This is a genomic window from Maribacter aurantiacus, assembly GCF_005780245.1.
GTDB lineage: Bacteria > Bacteroidota > Bacteroidia > Flavobacteriales > Flavobacteriaceae > Maribacter > Maribacter flavus.
The window spans coordinates 75,376-98,987 of sequence record NZ_VBUK01000005.1 but is presented as its reverse complement, the minus strand read 5'-3'; the positions used below and the strand labels follow the sequence as shown (position 1 = coordinate 98,987).

The window sequence follows — 23,612 nt, the reverse complement described above, 5'->3', positions numbered from 1 at the left end:
AGAATGGACCTTAAATTCAATCAAAACGAGGATAAAAATAAACTCCTATTATCCGAATTACGGAAAAAGCTTGCCCAGGTTCAACTTGGCGGCGGAAATGCGAAAATTGCAAAACAACACGAACAGGGAAAATTAACCGCTCGAGAGCGAATTGCCTATTTATTAGATCCAAAATCCGAACAGATTGAAATTGGAGCATTTGCCGGGGAAGGCATGTACGAGGAACATGGAGGATGCCCTTCAGGTGGGGTCATAGTCACCATCGGATATATAAAGAAGATACTATGCATCGTGGTCGCCAATGATGCAACGGTAAAGGCCGGAGCATGGTTTCCCATTACTGCCAAGAAAAACCTTCGGGCTCAGGAAATAGCCATAGAGAATAAACTTCCTATTATTTATTTGGTAGATAGCGCAGGGGTTTATTTGCCCATGCAGGATGAAATTTTTCCCGATAAAGAACACTTTGGGCGCATCTTCAGGAACAATGCGATCATGAGCAGCATGGGTATTACCCAGATATCGGCCGTTATGGGCAGCTGTGTGGCCGGTGGCGCGTATTTGCCCATCATGAGCGATGAAGCCTTAATTGTTGACAAAACAGGAAGTATTTTTCTAGCCGGTAGTTACTTGGTAAAGGCGGCCATTGGGGAGAGTATCGATAACGAAACCTTGGGAGGTGCTACGACACATTGCGAAATTAGTGGGGTTACCGATTACAAATCCAAGGACGATAAGGATGCCTTGGATACCATCAAGAACATCATGGACAAAATTGGGGATTTTCCACTGGCCGGATTCAACCGTTCCAAAGCTATAAAACCAAAAGAAAACCCTGAAGATATTTATGGAATACTACCCGGTTCCAGAACCGAGCAATATGATATGATGGAAATCATCAAGCGATTGGTGGACGATTCTCAATTTGAACCGTACAAGGATGGCTACGGACAGACCATTATTACAGGCTATGCCCGAATTGACGGGTGGGCCGTAGGTATTGTTGCCAACCAACGCAAGGTGGTGAAAAACGGAAAGGGTGAAATGCAGTTTGGGGGCGTCATCTATTCCGATTCTGCAGATAAAGCCACCCGATTTATCGCCAATTGCAACCAGAAAAAAATACCCTTGGTGTTTCTACAGGATGTTACCGGATTTATGGTGGGCAGCAAGAGTGAGCACGGAGGCATTATAAAGGACGGGGCAAAAATGGTGAATGCCGTCAGTAATTCCATCGTACCAAAATTTACGGTCGTTATTGGAAACAGCTACGGTGCCGGTAATTATGCCATGTGCGGAAAAGCTTACGACCCCAGATTGATCGTAGCCTGGCCCAGTGCGGAATTGGCGGTAATGAGCGGTAATTCGGCAGCAAAGGTATTACTGCAAATTGAAACGGCCTCCTTAAAAAAGAAAGGCGAAACAATCACCGAGAAAAAGGAGAAAGCCTTATTCGACAAAATAAAGAAGCGCTATGATGATCAGGTGTCACCGTATTACGCTGCTTCACGTCTCTGGACCGATGCCGTTATAGACCCAAAAGACACACGTAAATGGATATCCATGGGCATTGAGGCTGCCAATCATGCGCCTATTGAAAAACCATTTAATATGGGTTTGTTGCAGGTTTAAGGATATAATTCAATCAATTTGGCGCATGAGAGCATTGGCAAATTGCTGTTCGCTTACCTCCAGAATCATATTTTTATAACCTTCCTTGGAAAACATAATGACATCCTTTTTTTCTGCATGGATGACATATCTACCCGAATCATCCGTTTTTGTGGTTTCCCTAGTACGCTGGTTTTTAACGGTTACATCGGCAAGCATGGACCCATTGTGAATCGCAAAACCTGATAACATGCGTAATTTTCTTCTAGCTTTCTCTACCTTGACTTCATATCGCTTCGCCTTTTCTTGGGAAACATATGGGGATGTTTCCAAATAATAGGCCATATTGACATCGCTTACCTTTTGCCATTTGTCCTGACTAGTGTATTTCCGATAGGAACCATAATCACTGTCCGCAGCGGCCAAAACCAAATCAATTTCATTGTCGCCATATACTTTTAATAGTTCCAGCGATATGTAAAAGTCATCGGTTACATGAATAGCAAAGGGTTCCAAATCTACATCCTTAAATCCCCGACCTTTTTTAAGTGCCTTGAGGATATCCTTGCCGGATTTGTTCAAATTGGTTAACGGCCGTCCCAGTGGACCGTCACTATCATATACGTTAATACGGATTAAGATACTATCAGATGGATTACTCCACACTTCAAATTCAAGGGAATTCAATTGCCTCGGTCCTTTTGAAGTTCTAATTTTAGTGGCCAATTCCCCTCCCAATGCCACATTATCCTTCCAATAACCCAAACTTGGAGAACCGTTGTTTTGATAGCCAATATATTCCTTTATTGGAACCAAGGTAGTATTTGTTACCTCAACCTCATCCAAACTAATTTCTGCTGGATTCAAGATTAGTTTTGGATATTCGTTGTATTCAAACTCAATTTTTGATACGGGTATCCGAATTGTTTCATAACCCAAACAAGATATTTGGATGTAATCCCCATTACCATATTTTGAAGTCTCCAAGGGAAGATGAAAAATCCCATTTTCATCCGATACGGTACCTACGCCCTTATCCAAAATACCAATATTCACATAAGGAACGGGTTCTCCTGTTTTTGCGTCAAACGTTTGTCCCTTGTAATCTCTTTGCGCAAAACCTGCATGAAACAGGGCGAAAAAAAGGACAAGGGACAATTTTTTAAAACAAATAATATCCAAATTTCAATTAATTTAGAGCAACTCCTTTGGCATTAGAAACACTAAACAGTGTTTGATTTACCTCTTTTAACTGAAGGGGAAACAGTTTTACTTCCTTTTGCTGCTTATCATTACCATATTCACTGTAGATAGTTGCCTTCAAGTATGTTGGTGTCAAACTTTTATTTCCTAAATATTTTGCATTCACCACCCAAGTACCGGGCAAATCCTCATCTATAGTAACTTTCATAGTGGAAAAACCATATTTTTTCTCCCTTTCTATAAGGTCACCATTGTCCTGTAAAGTATGTTTCCAAACATGGGATTGTCCCACTGGACTAACAAATTGCAGTTCAAATTCAGCCTCACCATCGTTCCATTCAAATACCAGCCGCTTACCTTTTTTTAGAGGTTTTTCCAAATTAGACTCATTGTTTAATTGTCTCTCAACCAAAACATTCTCCATGGATAAAAGATTATTGAATTCCGTGGACATAATCTCTTGTACACTTTGAATATCCGCTTCCATAAAACCTTCATCCAATAGGTAGTTGTATCTGGCATGAATGGCCGCCGCTTGATTAAATTGGCCCAAATCCCTATAACTCCTTGCCATATCCAAGTAGCTTTGTGCATAATGAGGCCTTAACAGGAAAATTTCCTTATAAATGTCATTTGCTTTCTTCCTTTCACCTTGCACTTCGTATTGATAAGCCAAAGCTTTTAAAAGAACCGGATTATTTTGAAACTCAGTATAATGCTCATTAACTATTTGTTGTGCAAATTCCGGATCATTCATTTCAGTTGCAAAAAAGTGTTGGGCATTTAGAATAAAATAAGGTGCACTGCCATATGTTTGTGACCATTCTCCATACAAGGATTTTGCCATTTCCAATGATGTACTTGCATATTATGACTTTTTGTATTCAGGCCAATTATTTTGTATAACGTCCATACCTACGGCATCCCCCTCATAAAACTCGCTATTACCCAAATATTTTTTTGAATGGGATTCAGGAGTCGGTGGTCCCGAAAATGTATTGATAACAACGACACCACCAGAGCCCAAAGACCCGTATTTAACGGTCATGGACAAACTTGTAATTATGGCAATACGTTTAATGTTTCCTATGTCAAGCCAATTGGGAAAATTTGTAAAAACTTGGCCATCAACATCAAATATCGCAGGTTGCGGCGCAGCGGTCATTGAGGCTCCTCTCATCAAAAATACGGGCACCCCGCTTGCAAGATTTTGTAAAATACCTGTTGAAACTCCTGGAAACCTGTTTTGCAAAAGATTTGCCAACCCAAGGTTTACCGGCATTATATCTTCTTGCTCCAAAAATAGTATGTTTCCTGCGGTCCTATCCCCATCAATAAAGCCGTAGGCACTTTGGATACCATTTCTGCGCTCAAAATATCTTTGGGCCATCACATTTGCAGATATTCTGTTACTGCTTTCCACGATTACCTCATCCAATTGATTCACATATGGGTACATGATAGGATTAATAAAACGTGTAACATCCTCGATTTGAATAGAAACGGTCTTCATTCCTGCATATGTAAACAAGAGTATATCGCCAGTTTGAGCTTTTATGGTATAGCTCCCGTCCAAACTTGAAAATGTTTTGGAATCAACCTTATCCTTAATGCTTATCCTAACATCTTCCAAAGGGCCCGAACTATCTGATACTTTACCAGAAATTTCCCGAAGGTTTTGTGCCCAGCCCAATGAACAGGACAATAATAACAGAAATAATGTAGTAAGCTTAGCGTTTTTCATGACCGTAGTTTTAAAATTATCCACATGTGTTACATCTATGATAGTACTTGTAATATAAAAAGGTTGTTTAATGTTCAAATCAAATCTTACCTTGATACAATATCAGAGCTAATGTTTAGGGCGAACAATTCCTGGTTCACTTCCCTTGTCGACAACTTGAACACCTTTGTTTCCATACGTTGGGAGGCGCTGCCATAATTATGGTAGACCGTCGCCTTCAGATAGGTAGGCGTAAGGCTCTTGTTGCCCAAATAGTTCAGGTTCACCTTCCAGGTGCCGGGCAACGAATCGTCTATCAAATATTCCGTAACGGAGTATCCCACCTTCTTTTCGTCCCTTATGCGATCGGCATCGTCCTTAAGGCTGTGTTGCCACTTGAAATATTGGTTCTCCGGGTTCACGAACTGAAGGTCGAACTCCGCCTCGCCATCCGCCCATTCGAATACCAGGCGCGTTCCCTTGAAATCGTCCTCCAGGGCATACTTCCTTAGGTTCTTCTTGGAAATCAAATCCCCGCCCTTTAGGGCAATGAGGTTATTCAGCTCCCTGTCCATAAGACCTGTAAATTCCCCTTGCTCATCGCTCATGAATCCGTTCTCCAACAGATATTCATAGCGTGTGTGAAGGCCCATCGCTTTTTGATAGTCGCCAATATGCCTGTAGCTCTTGGCCAAATCAAGGTAGGACTGTGCATAATGCGGCCGTAATATAAAAACTTCCTTATATAGCTCATTGGCCTTTCCATATTCCTCGAAACTGTCATGGACATAGGCCAGGGATTTCAGGGCCACGGAGTTATCATTGAAACGCCCAAAATTCTCCCGGATTAAAGCCTCCGCAAAGGTTTCGTTTCCACGCTCCATGAAGAACCGGTAACTATCCACCAAAAAATAGTACGACCCGGAATATTTGGACAGGTAGTTCCCGAAAACCGTTTCCGCCGCATCATCCGTCGTACTGGCATGGAGCTCCTTTAGGTATTCCGGAGCATTTTTCATAAGACTTTGCTGACTAACAGCTCCGTGGTCATAAAAGTTGTTGCGTAGCCTGGCCTGGTCCACTAGGGTTTTGGGGTACTGTGTACCGGAGACCGTGTTGATAACCACTACCCCGCCAGAGGCAAGTCCGCCATACTTTGTGGCCGTAGCGAAATTGTTAAGGATGGCCAGCCTCTTGATGTTGTTCACGTCCACCCAAATTGGGGTGTTTGTGAAAATTTGCCCATCTATATCATAGATTGCCGCCGCATCAAATGATATAGACCCCACACCCCGAATAATAATGTCACCTCCATTATAACAGTCTCCATTTACAATAACACCTGGAAATTCGTTTCTAACAACATCCAGGATACAGATTCCAATAGGCATTATATCATTCTCGTTAAGCATCATGATACGACCTGGGGCCCTATCCGCATCCAAGATTCCATAAGCCGTTTTAATCAAACGTTTGTTCGTGGCATATTCCTTTTGTAAGTCTTCTTGTGATTTTCGACCACTTTTTGTGACCGTCACCTCTTCTAGCTGCTCTATTTTCGGATACATGGTAATATTCAGGATACGGGTTACATCCTCGACCATGATTTCTACCGGTTCCATGCCGGTATAGGAAAAAGTCAAGGTCTCACCTGAAACAACTCCTATACTGTACTTACCATCCTTATCCGTGTACACCGCGTTTTGCGTAGCCGATGTCGTTATGGCAACGTTTGCCATTGGAGCGGAATTATCTTTTACAATTCCCTTAATAATTTTAGAATCCACTTGTTGCGCAAATGACATCAATGGAATAATGCAGAAAAAAAGAAGCAATTTTTTCATAATGTATTGATTTAGTGTATAAAAGTTACTAATAAATCAATACAGCCGATGAAAAGATTTAACTATTAACACATTGTTAACAGCAATAATCCCAATATCAATAGTATTACTATTAAATCAATCGATATTCTACTTTGTATTTTTTTGCCCAGTGAAAATAGTAATGTAGCATCAATTCCCTTGATGCCCTTTTACCCTGGGAATGAGTAAAAGTTCGGTTTGCCTACCATTAACATATCTGAAACCATCCTTTCCATAGAATCCTGCTTCCTCCAACATGATGCGTATGTCCCGTTTCCATTCTGGAATCGTAATGGTCGTATTGAGTTCAATGGCATACACTGTATTGGGATTCAAGGGATAGTTTTCCCCATCATCCTTCATCACACCGCCCTGGGCATCCCACATTCCTATCGTTGTACCGGCCGAATGTCCATACATTCCCAAAGGATGTGTATAAATGGATGGTCTTAATCCGGCTGCCTTTGCTTCGGCAAGTGATTTCATAAGAATCTCATTTCCGGTTCTCCCGGCAATCATATTTTGGGTCAGGAAATCCTGTACCCTATTGCCATCCTTTAAACCATTGACCAGAAAATCGGGAGCCTGCTTTTCTTCCGGTTTTAGTACATAGGCCAATTCCTGACAATCCGTATTTAATCTCAGATATGTTATTCCAAAATCACAATGTAATAAATCTCCGGGCAAGATGGCCATTTCGTCCGGTTTATTGGAAAACGAATAAAATTCGGAATTTTCACCTGTGTTATTGCTCCTTTGCACGTCCACCGTAGGATGAAACCATGTTTCCAAACCTAGATCCGTAACCTTTTGGCGCATCCACCAGACAACATCAGAAGTCGTGGTTATACCCGGGGTAATTACTTTTTCAGAAAAGGCTTCAGCGATGATATCGTGGGTAATGTCCACCAACTGATTGTAAATGACCATTTCGCGTTCCGTTCTAGTTTCGATCCAGCGTACGGCCAATTGTTCCGCGGATACTACTTTTGAATGAAACTTCTTTGGCAAATTGGCTATGAATTCATCATAATCGGTCTTGTCCAGTCCGTCCGCAATATTATGATCCTTGGAATAGTTAAGGCCTATTTGCTTTGGGTTTCGTTCCGAAATCAATTCCATCAATCGTTTCCATTGGTCCGGCTGGGTCTCCTTGTCCCATGCCGATTCAATATTTTTCCCTACGTTGTATCGGGCTACCGCCAATTTTTCAATTTTATTGTTGGCCTTATCTCTATAGAACAGTAGAATCGTTCGTCTCCTGGCATTGAGCCAAGTGGCGGGCAACATCGTCCGTAGGACAGGATCCTCATTGTATTCCCTTGAGATGACCACCCACATATCAATATTGGCCTCGTCCATGAGTTTTGGCAAAAGGTTATTAAATCGCTCATCCAACAGTTCGTCGATTACGGTCGCTCGTTCTCTTTCTGGCAGGATATATTGTGCTTGAACTCTTATAACGAAAGTGAATACTAAAAGGAATAAAATGCTTCGCATAAAAAATGGATTATTGATTATTAATTGCTTTTTGAAGGGTGAATTCTCTCTGAATTTTCCCGTTCTTGGTTCTTATAAAAGTAGGAAGATAATAGATTTCTTTTGGTCGTTCGTAGGGCGCCAGCGTTTTTATTTCCTTGAAGAGGTCCAAATCAATTTTTTGTGTGGAATCCGATTCCATGACCAATACCAATTTTTGCCCCAGACGTTCATCCTCAATTCCAGCAACGATACAGGCATCTTGCAGATACGTGCTCAATTTCTCCTCTATGGCTTCCGGAAACAATTTTACCCCACCGGAATTTATGACATTGTCAAATCGGCCCAACCAAAGAAATTCGGTGTCCGATACCAATGCCACCTGATCATTGGTGACTATTTTGTTCGAAGCGATTTTAGGCGCGTCTATCACCAAACATTCCCTATCATCCAAAGAGAAATGTACATTTGGCAATGCCCGAAAGGGGTTCCTGGATGCTTCCGATAATTCCCTTATGGCCACGTGGGTAATAGTTTCCGTCATTCCATAGGTTTCAAAACAACGTGTTTTCTTGGGAAGCAGTTCTTTCTTAAGTGCGTTCGACACCGATGCACCCCCGATAATCAAGGTCTCTATGCGCTCCAAAGCGTCCAGCGAAGCTTGCACCTGTAAGGGTACCATAGCGCAAAAACGAAATGTTTGAGGATAACCAATGTGTTGTAAAGGTGTGGCAGTGGGCTCTGCTATATAAACATCCAGCCCCAATAACATAGCGCGTACGAGCATCATTTTGCCGGCAATATAGTCACAGGACAAACACAACAAACAGGTATCTCCCGATTTTAAATTGAAAAACGCCCCTGTGGCAAGTGCACTGTTTCGCATGTGGTTTTTTAGGAGCTCTATTTTTTTTGGTTTTCCTGTGGAACCCGATGTGTTTACATGGATTTTTGCCGATGCCGATAGCCAATCCAATAGAAACCGACCAACACTTTCCTGATACGCCTGCCCTTCCTTGATAAAACGATGTGCAACTTCCCATAGTCCATCTCCGGAAACTGCTTTCCCGTTTAATTTAAAATTAGGATGTACCAAGGACTCGGTCATATAAATCTACCCATTTTCTTGGGACAAAAATTCCTCACGTGTCAACACCTTGCCTGTCAAGCGCTCTTTCCAATTCCTCCATTTGTATTTTTTTGAAAACAACCATAGCAACAAGGGAAATATTACAAATACAGGCACCAAAACGTCCCATCCCAATACCGGATTAGAAATATCCCGATAAACGGAATCTGTCTGAAAAGCCGTCCAATCCGCGGTGACCAACAAGGCAGCCGTTAAATTATTAGCAGCATGAAAACCAAGGGCCAATTCCAAACCTTCATCCATTAGGGTAAGAATGCCCAGAAAAAACCCTGTCCCGATATAGAATACGAGAATACCGTATCCCAGCTTTTCAACTTCTGGATTGAAGATATGTAACATTCCAAATAGTAGCGAGGTAAAAACTAGGGGAAACCATCTATTTTTGGTCAAGATTCCAAGTCCCTGCATCAAATAGCCACGCATAAAATATTCTTCCATACTGGTCTGTATCGGAATAAAAATGATTGAAATAGCAGCCAAAATTAGAAATGGAACCAATTTGAAATTAAAGGCATAATCTTCTGGTGCCAACCATATATCGAGAAATATCAATGCTATGGAAATGGATGCCCAAAGTCCGAATGCGTAAAAAATTCGGCTCCAATCTATTTTCTTTCGGGAAGTCGTTAAAGAAGTAACCGACTGTTTGTGTACCAGTGCTACGTAGGCCAACAAACAAACCAATCCAATAGCAAAAGTGAGCAACATCAAAAACAAAAAGGTATTGGAACCCAAGGCTTCGGACATACTTCCCAAATCCCCCGTCACCAGCGTCCCTGCTGCATCGGATGCAATAAGAGCTACTAGTAAAGGAATGCCGCCAAAAATCTGCCAAGCCCCAAATACCACAAACACCCCTAGTATAAACCTCCAACTTTCACTTAAACCCTTATACGCCTGTTCTATGTACATATTTGTTCAATTAAATTTGCTTCCCAATTTTTATGTTTTTCGTAATACAATCCGCCATTTTTTACGACCAGCGGACTCTCAAAATTATTAGTGAACAGGGACCCCGTTCCCAAGCCCTGGGGCATTTTGTTCTCTAAGGAAGCGGTCCATTGCGCAATGGCGTTCAATCCAATATTGCTCTCCAAGGCACTGGTAATCCACCACCCAATTCCCCCCTTTTCGGCCAAATCTATCCATTCCTGGCTACCCGCAAACCCACCTACCAAACTAGGTTTTAAAATTATATATTGGGGCTTAATGGTGTCCAAAAGTTCCTTTTTTTTCGAAATCTCAGTAATACCGATCAGTTCCTCGTCCAACGCAATGGGCAACGGGGTTCGCTTACAGAGCTCCCGCATGGCCCTCCAATTTCCCTGTTTAATGGGTTGCTCAATGGAGTGCAACTGAAACTCCGCTAGGGCCCCGAGTTTCTTTAAGGCCTCGTCAGGAGTAAAAGCGCCATTGGCGTCTACCCTGAGCTCAATTTCATCGGAAGAAAAATCCTTTCGTATAGTTTCCAATAGTGCCAATTCGACCTCAAAATCGATGGCCCCAATTTTCATTTTTATACAGGAAAAACCTTGTTCCAATTTCTCGCTGATCTGAGCCTTCATGTAATCGGCATCACCCATCCAAATAAGCCCATTGATTGGAATTGGTTTATTTTCAAGTAGAAATGGTGTATTAAAAAGGGTAAACGGATTTTTCCTTTCCAAGGAAATAAAAGCTTGTTCCAAACCAAATTGGATACTGGGAAAATCCCTAAGTTCCGTCAATAAGGCCGACTTGCCCATTTGAATGTTCCGCTCCACCCATTTACACTTTTCCTCATAGCCCGGAACATCGTCGTAACTTAGGCCCTTAAATAATCCGCACTCCCCTATTCCCTTTTTTTCCCCGTGTTCCAGCACCACGAACCATGTCTCCTTGGTCCTTAAAACCCCTCTGGACGTCCCGCTAGGAGTCTTAAAATTGAGTACGTATTTTTTAAAGGTGGCCTTCATGGGGGTTCTTGAAACTTTCCAACATAAAATACCCCATAGGTATCCTAGTCGAATTCTTCAAATTTAGCTATATTTTGACTTTCAATAAAGTTGTATGGGCGGTATAAAAAATAAAGTTGTCTGGATTACGGGTGCCTCTTCCGGTATTGGGGAAGCGTTGGCGTACCAGTTGAATGATCTTGGGGCCAAAACGATCCTATCGGCCCGAAGGGAAACTGAACTGGAACGCGTCAAAAAGAATTGCAAATTTCCCGAAAACGTTGCCGTTCTCCCGTTGGATTTGGCAAACTTGGCCGAACTGGAAACCATGCCCAAAAAAGCGATTTCGTGCTTCGACAAAATAGATATTTTGATAAATAACGGGGGCATCAGTCAACGTTCTTTGATAAAAGACACCGCCTTTAAAGTATATCAGAACCTAATCAATATCAACTATCTGGGAACGATACAGTTAACCCGATGCTTGCTCCCCCACTTTACAGAGAAAAAGTCGGGTCATTTTGCCACCGTAACAAGTTTAATGGGCAAATTTTCCTCACCCTACCGATCCGGTTATTGCGGGGCGAAACATGCCTTGCATGGTTTCTTCGATGCCTTACGAATGGAACATGCAAAAGACGGAATCTTGGTAACATTGATTTGCCCTGGTTTCGTACAGACCAACGTAGCGAAAAATGCTTTGGTTGGTGATGGAAGTTCTTCCAATACGGAGGATGATGCCACCAAAAACGGGATTTCCCCAACGGTATGTGCGCAAAAAATAATCGAGGCGATCATTGCTGAAAAATTCGAAGTCTATATTGGGGGAAAAGAAAGATTTGGAGTATACTTGAAACGGTTTTTCCCAAAATTATTGCACAAACTCGTTTTGAAAAGTAAGGTAAGGTAATCCTACTTGAAGTGAAACCAAAAACGAACCCCTTTGGCGGTTCGGTCGGTATTTAGGGTCGTCTGCAGCTGATTGGCCAAACGATTCATCAAACGGATACCCATGGAGGAATTCGCCCTTTCTTCTGAATCTTCCGGTAAGCCCACACCGTTATCGGTATATTCAAAAAATCCTTCCTGCCCTTGCGTCTTACGCACGTGAATGTAGATTTTACCGTTCTCCTCATCGTTCGGAAAGGCATATTTGAACGAATTGGACACCAATTCGTTCAACATGAGTCCAAAGGGTATGGCCCGGTCAATATCCAGCTCTACACCTTCCGCATCGATTGTGATATTAATATTATGCCCACCTTTTTTATAGACCGATTGTACGCTATTGATCAGACTTTCAATATAGCCCTGCATTTCAATAACGGAAAGATCTTCGTTCTGATATAGTTTTTGATGTATCAAGGCCATGGCCTTTACCCTACTTTTTCCTTCTTCCAAAGCCTCAATGGCCGCCTTGCTTTTTGTATTCTTGGTCTGTAGGCTCAACAAGCTGGATACCATTTGAAGATTGTTCTTTACCCTGTGATGTATCTCTTTTAAGAGCGAATCCTTTTCAATGAGGGAATTTTCTATAAAATGTTTTTGCTCCGCAATCAATCGCTGGTTCTTTATACTTTTCAAGTAGGCATATACCAGCCCTGAAAATCCTAAAAGGGTAAAAATCAAGGAAATAAAAACAAGACTGATTTTCTCGTCCTTTTCGATAATCTCGTTTCTGGATTTCTCCAAGTCGGCCTTTTGGGCTTCCACCATCTTTCTGGAATTCTCCAAGTCCTGCTTTAGAACCGACTCCAATTGCTGACTTTTGATGTTGGTGTCATTATCGTCCAAGGAATCTCGTATCCTATTATTCTGCTTTAAATACTCGTTGGCGCTTTTATAGTCTCCGGTCCTGTCATAATAGGAAGCGTAAAGTCTATTTCTTTTGATGACGTTCCTAATCTTTTTTGGGGCGAGGTCATTACTTAGGTAGTCCGTGGCTTTTTCGAAATTGTTCAATTGAAGGTAACATTCTGCAATTTCCAAGGTGTTTTCTACCAGTTCTGTGGAAACCTTCCCCGTATTGTATTTATTGATAAGCTCAATACTCTCTTCCAAATAAGGGATAGCCTTTTGATATTCCTTTAGTTGCACATAACATTTTCCAATATTTCCAACGATTACGCCCTTTAAATGATTGCCCTCGTTTATTTGATTTTCAGTCTTTGTGTTGATGATATCGCTAAAATAGACATCTATCAAAGCCTTTGCCTTTTTAAAATAACCCAATGCCGTGGGGGTAGATTTATCCAGTCGCAGGTAATTTCCAATGTTATTGTTGTAGACCGCCTGGGCATAAAAATCGCCATCTTCCAAGTTCTTTTTTTCCTCGGTCATATAGTCTTCCATAGCCTTTCTATGCTGACCTAGACTTGAATAGATATCATAAAACGAAACATTGTCGGTGAGTCCAAATTCCCTTTTAAACCTTCTGATTTCAATCTGTTTATCATAAAGTTCCAACTTGGAATAGTCATCGTCCATGATATTGAGAATGTGCGCTTTCTTTTCCATGGGATATTCTTCCATGTCATCGAACAATTCTTTGACAATGGCCAAACTCTTGTCATAATCACCCAAATCATAGTATATTTTCGACTGGATCAATTGATAATCGGACACGGAAGTACTATCGCTGGTCTTTTGGGAACTGTTCAAATAAACATTAACGGCATCCAACCAGTCGTAAGCGGAATTTTGGTTATACCTGTTGGAAGTATCAAAGAAAAAATCGATTCGGCTATCGGAATCCGGAAGTTGCTTGAACTGCTCAAAATAATTCTCGCCTTGTAATGGTACATCCTGTGCGTTTACCTCCAAAGAGGTAAACAGAAGAAAAAATACACCTAATAATAGTACCAAAAAACCTCTTTTCATATCATGCTCAAAAGAAGGTAATAGACGTATTGCGATATTCGTTCTGCTAATCTATACAAATGCAACTGAAATAATTTTTATTTCTGTCCTAACAATTTACGCCGTAAACCCCATCAATTCAAGTAATTTTAGTAGATATCCGCATGTTTAAAAATCCCACCAAAGACATAAATCTATATCCCAAAGAGAATTCACAATAACTATTTCCCAACAATCATTAGAAAAATCGTATTGCGGAATATCTTATTATTACAAAAATATTACTTAGAAGGGCCGGTCCTGATTTAATGTTGTATAATGTCGATTTTTTGTTGTGAAGATGCAGTTAAACGACAATCATGCCATTTCAACCGATTTTTTATACACTTTATCGATAAACGGAACTATGAATATGATTAAATCCTAATGAAAATTCTAAGAATTCATAGCTGAAATGATAAGCTCCTTAAAATCCTTTGAAATAGGAATCAAGGTATTGTTTATCATAATATCCTTTGAATTGATAGCATCTATATGGTCTACATTTACGATATACGATTTATGAGCTCTGTAAAACTTGTTCTGAGGTAATTTTTCCAAATAATCCTTAAGGGGAGAGCGTACCAAGAACTTTTTGTCCGCAGTATTTACCTCTAAATAGACATTATCGGCCTTTATAAATTGGATATCACCAAATTGAATTCTATAATAAAGATGCTGTTTTTTAACAAAAATGGAATCCTTTAGAATCGAATTGCTCATGGGGACATCCTCGTTGGATTCTTCCAAATTATTGGTAGTCTTACCTGAAGCCTGTTTACCATAGATAAAATTCGAAAGGGCTATTTCTATGGAAGTGTACAAATCTTGCTGCTCAAAGGGTTTTACCAAATAACCATTGGGTTTAACCGTTTTGGCGTTTTCTACAGTAGCCCTGTCCGAGTTTGAGGTTACGAAAATAAAAGGGATGTCATAGTTTTCTCTAATATGTTTCCCTAGGTCGATTCCTGTTTTATCGGAGGCAAGAATAATGTCAATCAGGACAAGGTCTACCTGTTTTGTCTTAAGAACCTCAACAGCTTGCTCATAAACGATAACATTATCTACAATTTCATACCCAATTTCCTCCAACATGGACTGCATATCATCTGCGATGATTACGTTGTCCTCTACGATTAGTATTTTAATAGGTTGTTCCAAAATTGTAAATTGTTTAGTGGGTTAACGTTCAAAACTACAAAAAATTGTAATAACTAAAATAAAAGAGCAATGCCAGCGCAAAGGTACTCAAGGCGACCTTCTTGAGTTCCGGGTCCAACATTGCAGGAGATTTATTGTACCACACCGTGACCATATGAATAAAAATTGGAACAAAGGCCAATAAACTTATCCCATGTTTCCATTCCGTAGCGGTCACTAGTATAAAGGCCGACCATGAAATGAAAGCTAGTATTAAAATGGTAAAATGGTAAAATTTCCCTTTTTTAAAGCCAATCTTAACGATCATCGTAATCTTGCCGGAATCCTCATCAGACGCATGGTCCCTCAAATTATTCAGGTTTAGGACTCCAACGCTTAAAAGGCCTACCGTAATCGCGGGCAGAAAGGAAATCCAAAAAATAGTCTTGACGAACAAAAACATGCTACCTATAACAGACAATAATCCAAAAAAGAGGAATACAAAAACATCTCCCAATCCCTGATAGCCATATGCATTTTTACCAACGGTATATCTCACCGCTGCCCAAATACTCAGCACACCCAAAAGTAGAAAAAGCAGTCCCCATACTATTTCCTTAATGCCAAATGAAAAATAAAGCAATGCCAATATTAATAATAAATCAATTATAATGGATATAAGGATTCCTTTTTTCAAAGAACCTTGGGTCAATAGCCCGCTTTGTAGTGCACGCTTGGGACCGATCCTATTTTCGTTGTCCGTGCCTTTTACGCCATCACCATAATCGTTGGCAAAGTTTGAAGTAATCTGAAAACCTATGGTGGTCAAAATGGCCAACCAAAAAATAAGTGGGCTGGAGTGGCCAAAGTACGAGGCCAAGGTAGCACCAACTAATATACCTGACACCGATAATGGAAGGGTTCTTAACCTTGCGGCGTTTATCCACGCCTTAAACTGGGTCACTCTAATATGGATCTTCTATTTGAATTCTTTTCCCTTCTTTGTAAGATGCCACAAAGGCGTCCTCAAAACCAAGGTTTACCAGTTGCTGCCTAAACGATCTGGCCTCTTCCAAAGTCTCGAAAGTTCCCAAGGAATAGGAATAAAAAGGATTCGTTTTTACAAATAAGGTATTGGTCAAGGCTTCAGAAGCTAGTGTTACATTGTTGTCTACAAAGGACTTAACCTGCACCGAATATATTTTTTCCTTCTCTAGGAATTGTTTCGCCAAATAAAACTCCTTTACCAAGCTTAGCTCATCATTTTGAGCTTTTAAATTGTCGATACGGGTTTTTATAGCATCCAAACTATCTATGGATACCAATAAATTATTGTTTTGTTTGTCCAACGAATTTGAGGTATTTAGACCAGCCGTAAAAGAAGTAAGGGCCAACCCTCCTATCAAGAAAAAAGCCGTAATCCCCGCGAAAATATTTCGCTGTATTTTACTGCGTTTAAGCTCCTTGTTTTTAAATTTTATTTGATCTAGAAGGCGCTCATTGATTATTTGGGCCTTATCTATGTCTTTATGCAACTCTAAAAGATCGCTTTCTTCGATAAAGGGCATATGATGAAGTATTTTGGTCTAAAAAACTACCTTAAATTTAACAAATAAAAGAGTTCGAATTATACTTCTAACTCTGTAATGGAACAAAAATAGGACTAACGGCAAACTACACAAAAAATAAGGTGACAATTTTCTGATAAAAAATTGAACACCAAGCGTTTACTTACTACAACCCACAATTACAGCCTATTGGGCCAAACGTATACCGTCCTTCTCCAAGGCAACCTTTCTTTCCTTATACAAGGTCCCCAAACCCTTCTTAAAGGTTTTCTTGCTCATTTGAAACATGTCCATAATATCTTCTGGGTCTGATTTATCGTGCAAGGGCAAAAAGCCTCCCTTTTCCTTCAATACACTGTAGATTTTATTGGCGGCCGGCTCAAGAACCTTTGTCCCAAGGGGCTGTAAGGATATATCCAATTTATTGTCCTTCCTTATTTTTTTCACGCAACCCGGTATCACGTCCCCAATATTGACCGATTTGAAGACTTCGTTGAAATATACCAAACCTTTGTGCTTTTCGTTCACAATGACTTCCCAGCCTAACTCGGTTTGACGTATAATGACCAAATCCACTTCCTCCCACTCCTTTAGATTTAGGTTTTCATTGTTCAAAAATTTATCCAGTTTATTGGATGCGACCAAACGGCCCGTCTTTTCGTCTAAATAACAATGTACCACGTACCACTGGCCTTGCTTCATTTTGCTTCGTTGTTCCCTAAAAGGCACTAACAGGTGTTTCTCCAAGCCCCAATCCATAAAGGCACCAAATTCATTGACTTCGGCAACCTGAAGCAATCGAAACTCCCCTAACATAATATCCGGCTCCAAGGTAGTGGCTATGGGTCTTTCATCATAATCCAAATAACAGAACACCTCTATTTGTTCTCCGATCTCGTAGGATTCAGGCACATATTTATTTGGCAACAATACATCATTGCCTTCATCGTCTCCAAGAAACAGTCCTACACTGGTATCCCTAAGAATTTTTAAGACATTTTTTCTTCCTATTTCTATCATGTTGCAAAGTTAGTACAATAAATAACGGGGCAATTAAACAATGTCGTAAATAAAAAAGCTGCCCCAAAGGAAGCAGCTTTTTTAATACTTTACTATTCTATCTATTAATAAACGGATGCCTTATTGAAATGCTTACATAGCATGTAATATACAACAGCTCTATGCTTGTTCTTATTGGATGAACCATATTTATCCAAAACGGATTTGATGGCCTCCATTAATTGAGGACCGTCACTTAGTCCCAATTTCTTTATCAGGTAGTTGTTCTTTACCGTTTCAAGTTCCTTTTCGTCACCTCCAGACACTTTGGAGGCGTCAAGGTTGTAAATTGATGGCCCTAAACCAACGGTTACTTTGGTAAGCAAATCCATGTCTGCAGTCTCACCGAATTTATCCTTGATGTCGGCTGCATATTTTTCAATAAGCTCGTCTCTTTTACTCATAATTTTAGTGTCTTATTTAATTAATAGTTAATATTCCCTACAAGATATGAAATGAAAATAATCCGTCAAAATTTTATTATTGATAAGTCTAGGGGTATGTACTTCCAAAAGCTTTGGAAAGTCGGAAGGTTTGTAGAAATCCTCCAACGCCTGTTCCAAACTGTTCCCGTCGTCCGCGGTACTATAACCAACATGGAACATTTCACACAAATGGGAAGCTTTCAGCGCATGCTTGGTCTCAAAAAAACGTTCGTACGCCTCGGTATCCTTCCTGCCAGGGAGTATCCGAAAGATTCCTGCTCCCCCATTGTTTATCAGTATAATTCTAAAATCTGACCTTACATAGTCATTCCATAGGGCATTGCTATCATAGAAAAAACTAAGGTCGCCCGTTATCAATAACGTGGGCGATTCATTATATACCGATGCACCCATTGCCGTGGACGTACTGCCGTCAATACCACTGGTACCCCTGTTACAAAACACCTGTAGCGTAGGGTCCAATTCAAAAAGCTGCGTATACCGTATGGTTGAGCTGTTCGCCAACTGCAACTGATAGTATTTAGGAATTGAATGTAATAGCTTATCAAATACAAGAAAATCCGAATAAGGAATCTTATTCAAATACGATTTCCGCCCTTTCATATACTGCAACTTTACGCGGTTCCATTTTTCAAAATAAGGAGAAGACTTTTTACCATTCTGGTCGTATAATTTGCCGAAAAAATCATTCACCGAAAATTCAAAGTGTTTACCCAAACAAAAGAAGGTATCATTTGCCTTGGTGGCACCTACATGCCAATGGTACTTTGGGGTATATTCCCTTAAAAACGCTTTTATTTTTTTGGAGACTACATGTCCACCGACTGTGATCAGCACATCAGGTCTTAGGTCTTCGAATAAGATATGCTTTGAACCACTTAATTCAATGGGCGCTAAAATGGAATCAATGCTGTTAAAAAAATTTGGGTGATGGATATTGGAGGTCGTTTCGGTAAAAACCAAGACTGACGCGTCTTTTCCCAAGGTATCCAACACATCCTTTGAAATGGAATTTGGATGGTTTACTCCCACCAATACCATCTTTTTTTCGGCATTGTTCCAGCTATTCAAAACCTCATCAGGAAGGTTCAATGGATTTTGCATAGGAGCCGGAATGACATCGGGAAGCATCAAATCCATTTCTTCAAGATCGTACAAAGGTTCCTCAAACGGAACGTTCACATGTACGGGAAGCTTATTTTGGATCGCTATGGAAAATGCCTTGTTCAGTTCGCCATGATTAAAGGTATCCACAAGTTCCTGTTCCGTCTTTAAATCCTTACCCTCCAACCACTCGGGTCGGTATCTTGTAATTCTTCCCGTCGCGTGGATAAGGTCTTGCTTTAGATTTGCCGAATAGCCAATGTGCCTGTCATATACATGGTCCTGACGGATGGTCTGACCATCGCCAATATCAATTTTATAGGAGGGCCTATCCGCCGAAATAACCACTAGGGGAATTTCACTGTAGAAAGCTTCGGCAATGGCAGGATAGTAATTCAACAGCGCACTCCCCGAAGTACAGACCAAAGCCACGGGCCGTTGCAAATTCTGGGCCATACCCAATGCGAAAAATGCGGCACATCGCTCATCAACGATGCTAAAACAATCAAAAAAAGGATTCTCTGTAAAAGATAAGGTTAACGGTGCATTTCTGGAACCGGGCGAAATGATTATATTATTAATCCCATTGACTTTACAATGCCCAACAATTGATTGGGCCACGGGTATGTTGGAGTACTTCATCAACTACAAAATTAAGACCTATGGGCTTCAAAAACCAATTGTGAAGCACTTAATCCAAGAGTACCTTTAAAATGGTCTGGCTTTTATTTTCTGTCTCCTCCCATTCCTTCCAAGGATCTGAATCTGAGGTTATTCCACCCCCAACAAAAATACTTGCAGCCGTGCCGTCCAGTTGCATGCAGCGCAGATTGACAAAAAGTTCCGTCGATTCCAACACGGAACGATATGCTTTTTGTTCCGTATTCCGAGGGTTTGTGCTTCGTTCCACTTCATTTTTCAGGTTGAGTTCCCCCAAGTATCCCGTATAGAACATTCGGTCATAATGCTCGTTCTCCAAAATGAATTTTTTTGCCCTTTCGGTTGGAATGCCACAAACCGCAGGTGTAGGATGTAACGCCCTTATCAAGGTGCTAAGCTTTTCCCTTTCGAAACGACCCGAAATCTTGGTCCTTAAATGCCATAGTTGCCCCGCCCGGACGGACTCCAAATCCCCAATTTTTAAGTCGGTAGTAGTGTCCTGTAAAGCCGTCGCTATATAATCCGTCACCAACTGCTGTTCGTGCAGTTCCTTCTTGCCCCATTTGGGCATTCCCACTTCCTCCCGTACCATTTGCGTTCCCGCCAAGGACATGGTTACAAAGGAATTTCCCCTACTCTTTAATAGAATTTCCGGGGTAGCGCCCAACCATGTCCCGATTTTTGGGTGATGCCATAAATAGCAAAGGGCATTTTCATAAGCATGTACCAGACGTTGAAAAATGGCCAGTGCGGAGGCGACAACACGCACCTCCTTTTTTCTTGAAAGCACCACCTTTTCCAGTTGGCCTGATTTTATAGCTTCGATGGCCCTGGAAACCATTCTTTCATAGGATTCGGATGCTCCAACTTCCTTTTTCAGAGGGGTTTTAGTCGTACTCATATTCCCGGTGCCAAAAACTTCGGAAAGGACTTCATCGCATTGTATTAGAATCGGACTTTGCACAGTATCGAATGGGGCAAATACAAAACCACTTTCGGTAAAATCGGTAACGGAATGGAGTTGTGTATCCCGCTGAAAAACACCCTTAATTTCAAATTCTTTCGGTTTTTTATAAATCACGAAAGGGAGACCTTGCTCCAATTGACCTTGGGCCCTTTTTAAAATTGGATACGCCATCTTACTTCTTTGGAAGGGCAATCGTGGTGAGTTTACAGACCGATATCAATTGGTCCTCCTCGTTCGTTATGCGAATATCCCAAACCTGCGTAGTCCTCCCCTTATGGATAAATGAAGCCTTCGCATACACAAAGCCCTCCTTCACACTTTTAACGTGGTTGGCGGAAATCTCGATTCCCCTAACAAAGAACTCCGCTGCATTCAAAAATATATAGGAGGCCATACTCCCTACACTTTCGGCCAATGCTACCATAGCACCTCCGTGGAGTACCCCGTCCGGTTGATGCACCCTTGGGTTTACCGGCATTTTAGCAATTAGAAAATCCTCCCCTACATCTACATACGAAATGTTCAAGGTTTCCATGAGGGTATTCTTTGAGGAGTTGTTGCAGACCTCAAGTATCTTATCTTTGTGTTCGCCCATGCTTTTTTTTGTAAAATTAAGCAATAGAACACCAAGAGGCAGGAATAGACACCATGGATTTATGCAGACCACAATAAAAAATGTCCAATACCAACATACCAATTCCTATGAAACCCTGAATGATCTGGGGCCCAAAACCAAAAATGTTTGGTTGGCCTTTCATGGCATAGGTTTTCTAAGCAAATACTTTTTGAGATATTTCGAGGATTTGGATAGTGACCAAAACTATATAATCGCGCCCCAGGCGCCTTCAAAGTATTATTTGAACGGAAAATATAGGCATGTGGGAGCAAGTTGGTTGACACGGGTGGACAAGGAGCAAGAAACCCAAAATGTCCTCAATTATGTAGGCAAGGTTTTGGAATCCGAAAACATCCCGAGTCATTGCCAATTAATCGTCTTCGGGTTTTCGCAAGGGGTATCCGTTGCAACACGACTTTTGGCAAAAACAAACCTAAAATGTTCCAAGTTGATTTTATACGCGGGGGGTATCCCCGATGAATTGAAAGCGACCGATTTTGAAAGATTGATAACGGATGCTACAGCCGTGTATTCCGTGGTTGGTACAGAAGACGAATACATCAACGCCAAAAGACTGGAAGAGGAAACCGAAAAATTAGGCCAACTTTTTCAGGGTACCGCAAAACAAATTACTTTTAACGGTGGCCACGAACTGAAAAAAGAAATCATTAATTCCTTTGCCTATTAATATGGAGATTGTTTTGGAAAACGACCGGGTGAAACTATCCCCATTGACTTTGGAGAACTATGAAAACCTCCTTCCCATTGCTTCCCAAAAGAAACTGGTCCAATACTCCCCTTCCGATATCGAAACCCCGGAAGCCCTCAAGAATTACGTGCTTATGGCCTTGGAGCAACAGGCACAAAAGTTGGGCATTCCCTTTATCATTTTTGATAAGGCCGTACACAGATACGCGGGCAGTACCCGGTATATGAATATACATTGGAAAAACAAAGTTCTTCATATTGGTTCCACATGGATCGGGAACGAATTTCAAGGAACGGGTCTGAACAGGGAAATGAAACGGCTCATGCTACACCATGCCTTTGTGGACATGGATTTTGAGAAAGTAGAGTTTCGGGTAGACGAAAGAAACTTAAAATCCAGAAGAGCGGTCGAAAAATTGGGATGCAAACTGGAAGGTATTCTTAGAAAGGATGTCTACCTATTGGACGGGTTTAAAAGAAACACCTGCTGTTACGGGCTTTTGAGGGAGGAATGGGAACAGCGTAAGGTTTTGTAGATTCCCGGACACCTCATTCGTAATAGGTGATTTTCCGGGTTGTATAGGTATTTTCTGGGGTTACGATTTGCTTCACCCAATTACCTTCCCCCTCCCTATCGTATTGATAGATATACTCCTTTTTATCCAAAATAGTTTCGCCCCTTTTAATTTCCTGTACCAACATACCGTTTGTATCATATTCAAAGGTGGTCCTTACGGTAGGGACGAACTTTTTGGTCTCCAAATCATATTCAAACTCCTGTTTGGCCAACAATTTCCCATTGGGTCCAAATACTTCCTCGTAGGCCTTGGTGGCCTCTCCTTTTAAAAATTCCTTGGTAAGTAAGATTTTTTGCTTCTCCCCATTTTTTGTCTGAAAGGAAGTCCGTATCGATTTTAAGGGTACATCGTTCAGTAAATAGGTGATGGTATACTCGCCTTTGTATTTCTTGTATTCCACCTGTGTTTCATCCGTGCCTTCATCGTTGGTCCTAACAATTTTGGTCAGATCGCCCTTATCGTCATAGGTGTAGATATATTGGTCCAAAAACTCCTTATCATAAGAGATGATGTTCTCTGTAATCTTTGTTTGCCCGATGGTATCCAGTTTAAAAAAGTGCGCTATGGAAGTTCCTGGGTCGAATTTATTGTCCCGGTAGGTTTCGGACCGTTTTTCGACCAAAAGGCTGTCCTGATATTTGTAATAGACTACGTCATAGTCCGATTCATTATATCTGGTAACCGATTTGGTAAGCAACCCCCTCTGATTGAAATCATACTCCTCCTTACCATATTTTGTACTGACAAGACAGGTTTTGACGCTATCCTTCAAATCAAAATCCGATACCGTAAAGATTCGTATCTCCTGGGTAAAGGAAGTGGTGGGCAAAGCCAATAAAACCAAAAAGAATATATGGGGATAGTTTTTTACCATAGTACAAAATTAACTCAATTACCTCCCCA

22 protein-coding genes are annotated in these 23,612 nt (G+C 41.0%); 4 read left to right on the top strand and 18 right to left on the bottom strand.

Annotated elements, in window-relative coordinates:
• Positions 1–3 precede the first annotated feature (3 nt).
• Positions 4–1,632: an acyl-CoA carboxylase subunit beta gene (locus FEK29_RS10265; RefSeq protein WP_138258473.1), complete on the top strand. Its 1,629-nt coding sequence runs from the start codon at positions 4–6 to the stop codon at positions 1,630–1,632.
• 9 nt (positions 1,633–1,641) lie between these two features.
• On the opposite strand, the gene FEK29_RS10260 is transcribed toward FEK29_RS10265, so the two are convergent.
• The 8 genes from FEK29_RS10260 to FEK29_RS10225 form a co-directional block, all read right to left on the bottom strand.
• Positions 1,642–2,793 carry a carboxypeptidase-like regulatory domain-containing protein gene (locus FEK29_RS10260; protein ID WP_138258346.1) on the bottom strand — a complete coding sequence of 384 codons (1,152 nt, stop codon included), beginning with the start codon at positions 2,791–2,793 and terminating at the stop codon, positions 1,642–1,644.
• Positions 2,794–2,800: 7 nt separating this feature from the next.
• On the bottom strand, positions 2,801–3,661 hold the full coding sequence (locus tag FEK29_RS10255) for a hypothetical protein (RefSeq protein ID WP_138258345.1): 861 nt from the start codon (positions 3,659–3,661) through the stop codon (positions 2,801–2,803).
• Between the two features lie 21 nt (positions 3,662–3,682).
• The gene (locus FEK29_RS10250) at positions 3,683–4,558 is read right to left on the bottom strand and encodes a SusC/RagA family TonB-linked outer membrane protein (protein ID WP_138258344.1); all 876 of its coding nucleotides are present in this window, start codon (positions 4,556–4,558) and stop codon (positions 3,683–3,685) included.
• 86 nt (positions 4,559–4,644) lie between these two features.
• Positions 4,645–6,381, bottom strand: a complete 1,737-nt coding sequence (locus FEK29_RS10245) for a carboxypeptidase-like regulatory domain-containing protein (RefSeq protein WP_138258343.1) — start codon at positions 6,379–6,381, stop codon at positions 4,645–4,647.
• Between the two features lie 171 nt (positions 6,382–6,552).
• Positions 6,553–7,902 carry a M24 family metallopeptidase gene (locus FEK29_RS10240; protein WP_138258342.1) on the bottom strand — a complete coding sequence of 450 codons (1,350 nt, stop codon included), beginning with the start codon at positions 7,900–7,902 and terminating at the stop codon, positions 6,553–6,555.
• A 10-nt stretch (positions 7,903–7,912) separates the two neighbouring features.
• On the bottom strand, positions 7,913–8,989 hold the full coding sequence (locus tag FEK29_RS10235) for an AMP-binding protein (RefSeq protein WP_138258341.1): 1,077 nt from the start codon (positions 8,987–8,989) through the stop codon (positions 7,913–7,915).
• Positions 8,990–8,995: 6 nt separating this feature from the next.
• Positions 8,996–9,943 (bottom strand): CPBP family intramembrane glutamic endopeptidase, encoded by a 948-nt coding sequence (locus FEK29_RS10230; RefSeq protein ID WP_138258340.1) that lies wholly within the window; start codon positions 9,941–9,943, stop codon positions 8,996–8,998.
• Positions 9,934–10,986: an o-succinylbenzoate synthase gene (locus FEK29_RS10225; RefSeq protein ID WP_138258339.1), complete on the bottom strand. Its 1,053-nt coding sequence runs from the start codon at positions 10,984–10,986 to the stop codon at positions 9,934–9,936. Before FEK29_RS10225 ends, FEK29_RS10230 begins: the two co-directional genes overlap by 10 nt.
• 94 nt (positions 10,987–11,080) lie before the next feature.
• On the opposite strand from FEK29_RS10225, the gene FEK29_RS10220 reads away from it, so the two are divergent.
• Positions 11,081–11,875, top strand: coding sequence for an SDR family oxidoreductase (locus tag FEK29_RS10220; protein WP_138258338.1), 795 nt, complete (start codon positions 11,081–11,083; stop codon positions 11,873–11,875).
• A gap of 2 nt (positions 11,876–11,877) precedes the next feature.
• Here the strand turns inward: FEK29_RS10220 and FEK29_RS10215 are convergent, their stop codons facing one another.
• The 9 genes from FEK29_RS10215 to FEK29_RS10175 form a co-directional block, all read right to left on the bottom strand.
• Positions 11,878–13,830, bottom strand: coding sequence for a sensor histidine kinase (locus tag FEK29_RS10215; RefSeq protein WP_240042727.1), 1,953 nt, complete (start codon positions 13,828–13,830; stop codon positions 11,878–11,880).
• Between the two features lie 429 nt (positions 13,831–14,259).
• Positions 14,260–15,024: a LytR/AlgR family response regulator transcription factor gene (locus FEK29_RS10210; protein ID WP_138258336.1), complete on the bottom strand. Its 765-nt coding sequence runs from the start codon at positions 15,022–15,024 to the stop codon at positions 14,260–14,262.
• A gap of 34 nt (positions 15,025–15,058) precedes the next feature.
• Positions 15,059–15,967, bottom strand: coding sequence for a 1,4-dihydroxy-2-naphthoate octaprenyltransferase (gene menA / locus FEK29_RS10205; protein WP_138258335.1), 909 nt, complete (start codon positions 15,965–15,967; stop codon positions 15,059–15,061).
• Position 15,968: 1 nt separating this feature from the next.
• Positions 15,969–16,571, bottom strand: a complete 603-nt coding sequence (locus FEK29_RS10200) for an SPOR domain-containing protein (protein WP_138258334.1) — start codon at positions 16,569–16,571, stop codon at positions 15,969–15,971.
• Positions 16,572–16,757: 186 nt separating this feature from the next.
• On the bottom strand, positions 16,758–17,591 hold the full coding sequence (locus FEK29_RS10195; RefSeq protein WP_138258333.1) for a CvfB family protein: 834 nt from the start codon (positions 17,589–17,591) through the stop codon (positions 16,758–16,760).
• Positions 17,592–17,695: 104 nt separating this feature from the next.
• Positions 17,696–18,034 carry a DUF2853 family protein gene (locus FEK29_RS10190; protein WP_138258332.1) on the bottom strand — a complete coding sequence of 113 codons (339 nt, stop codon included), beginning with the start codon at positions 18,032–18,034 and terminating at the stop codon, positions 17,696–17,698.
• A gap of 27 nt (positions 18,035–18,061) precedes the next feature.
• On the bottom strand, positions 18,062–19,822 hold the full coding sequence (menD, locus tag FEK29_RS10185) for a 2-succinyl-5-enolpyruvyl-6-hydroxy-3-cyclohexene-1-carboxylic-acid synthase (RefSeq protein ID WP_138258331.1): 1,761 nt from the start codon (positions 19,820–19,822) through the stop codon (positions 18,062–18,064).
• Between the two features lie 49 nt (positions 19,823–19,871).
• Complete coding sequence (locus FEK29_RS10180; protein ID WP_138258330.1) at positions 19,872–20,978, bottom strand: chorismate-binding protein; 1,107 nt, start codon at positions 20,976–20,978, stop codon at positions 19,872–19,874.
• Between the two features lies 1 nt (position 20,979).
• A complete protein-coding gene (locus tag FEK29_RS10175; protein WP_138258329.1) occupies positions 20,980–21,402 on the bottom strand; it encodes a PaaI family thioesterase in 423 nt (140 codons plus the stop codon).
• A gap of 61 nt (positions 21,403–21,463) precedes the next feature.
• Here FEK29_RS10175 and FEK29_RS10170 point away from each other — a divergent pair, with 61 nt between their 5' ends.
• Together FEK29_RS10170 and FEK29_RS10165 are read left to right on the top strand one after the other, a co-directional pair.
• Positions 21,464–22,111 (top strand): alpha/beta hydrolase, encoded by a 648-nt coding sequence (locus FEK29_RS10170; RefSeq protein ID WP_138258328.1) that lies wholly within the window; start codon positions 21,464–21,466, stop codon positions 22,109–22,111.
• Position 22,112: 1 nt separating this feature from the next.
• A complete protein-coding gene (locus FEK29_RS10165) occupies positions 22,113–22,667 on the top strand; it encodes a GNAT family N-acetyltransferase (RefSeq protein WP_138258327.1) in 555 nt (184 codons plus the stop codon).
• Positions 22,668–22,680: 13 nt separating this feature from the next.
• Here the strand turns inward: FEK29_RS10165 and FEK29_RS10160 are convergent, their stop codons facing one another.
• Complete coding sequence (locus FEK29_RS10160; RefSeq protein ID WP_138258326.1) at positions 22,681–23,583, bottom strand: hypothetical protein; 903 nt, start codon at positions 23,581–23,583, stop codon at positions 22,681–22,683.
• Positions 23,584–23,612 lie beyond the last annotated feature (29 nt).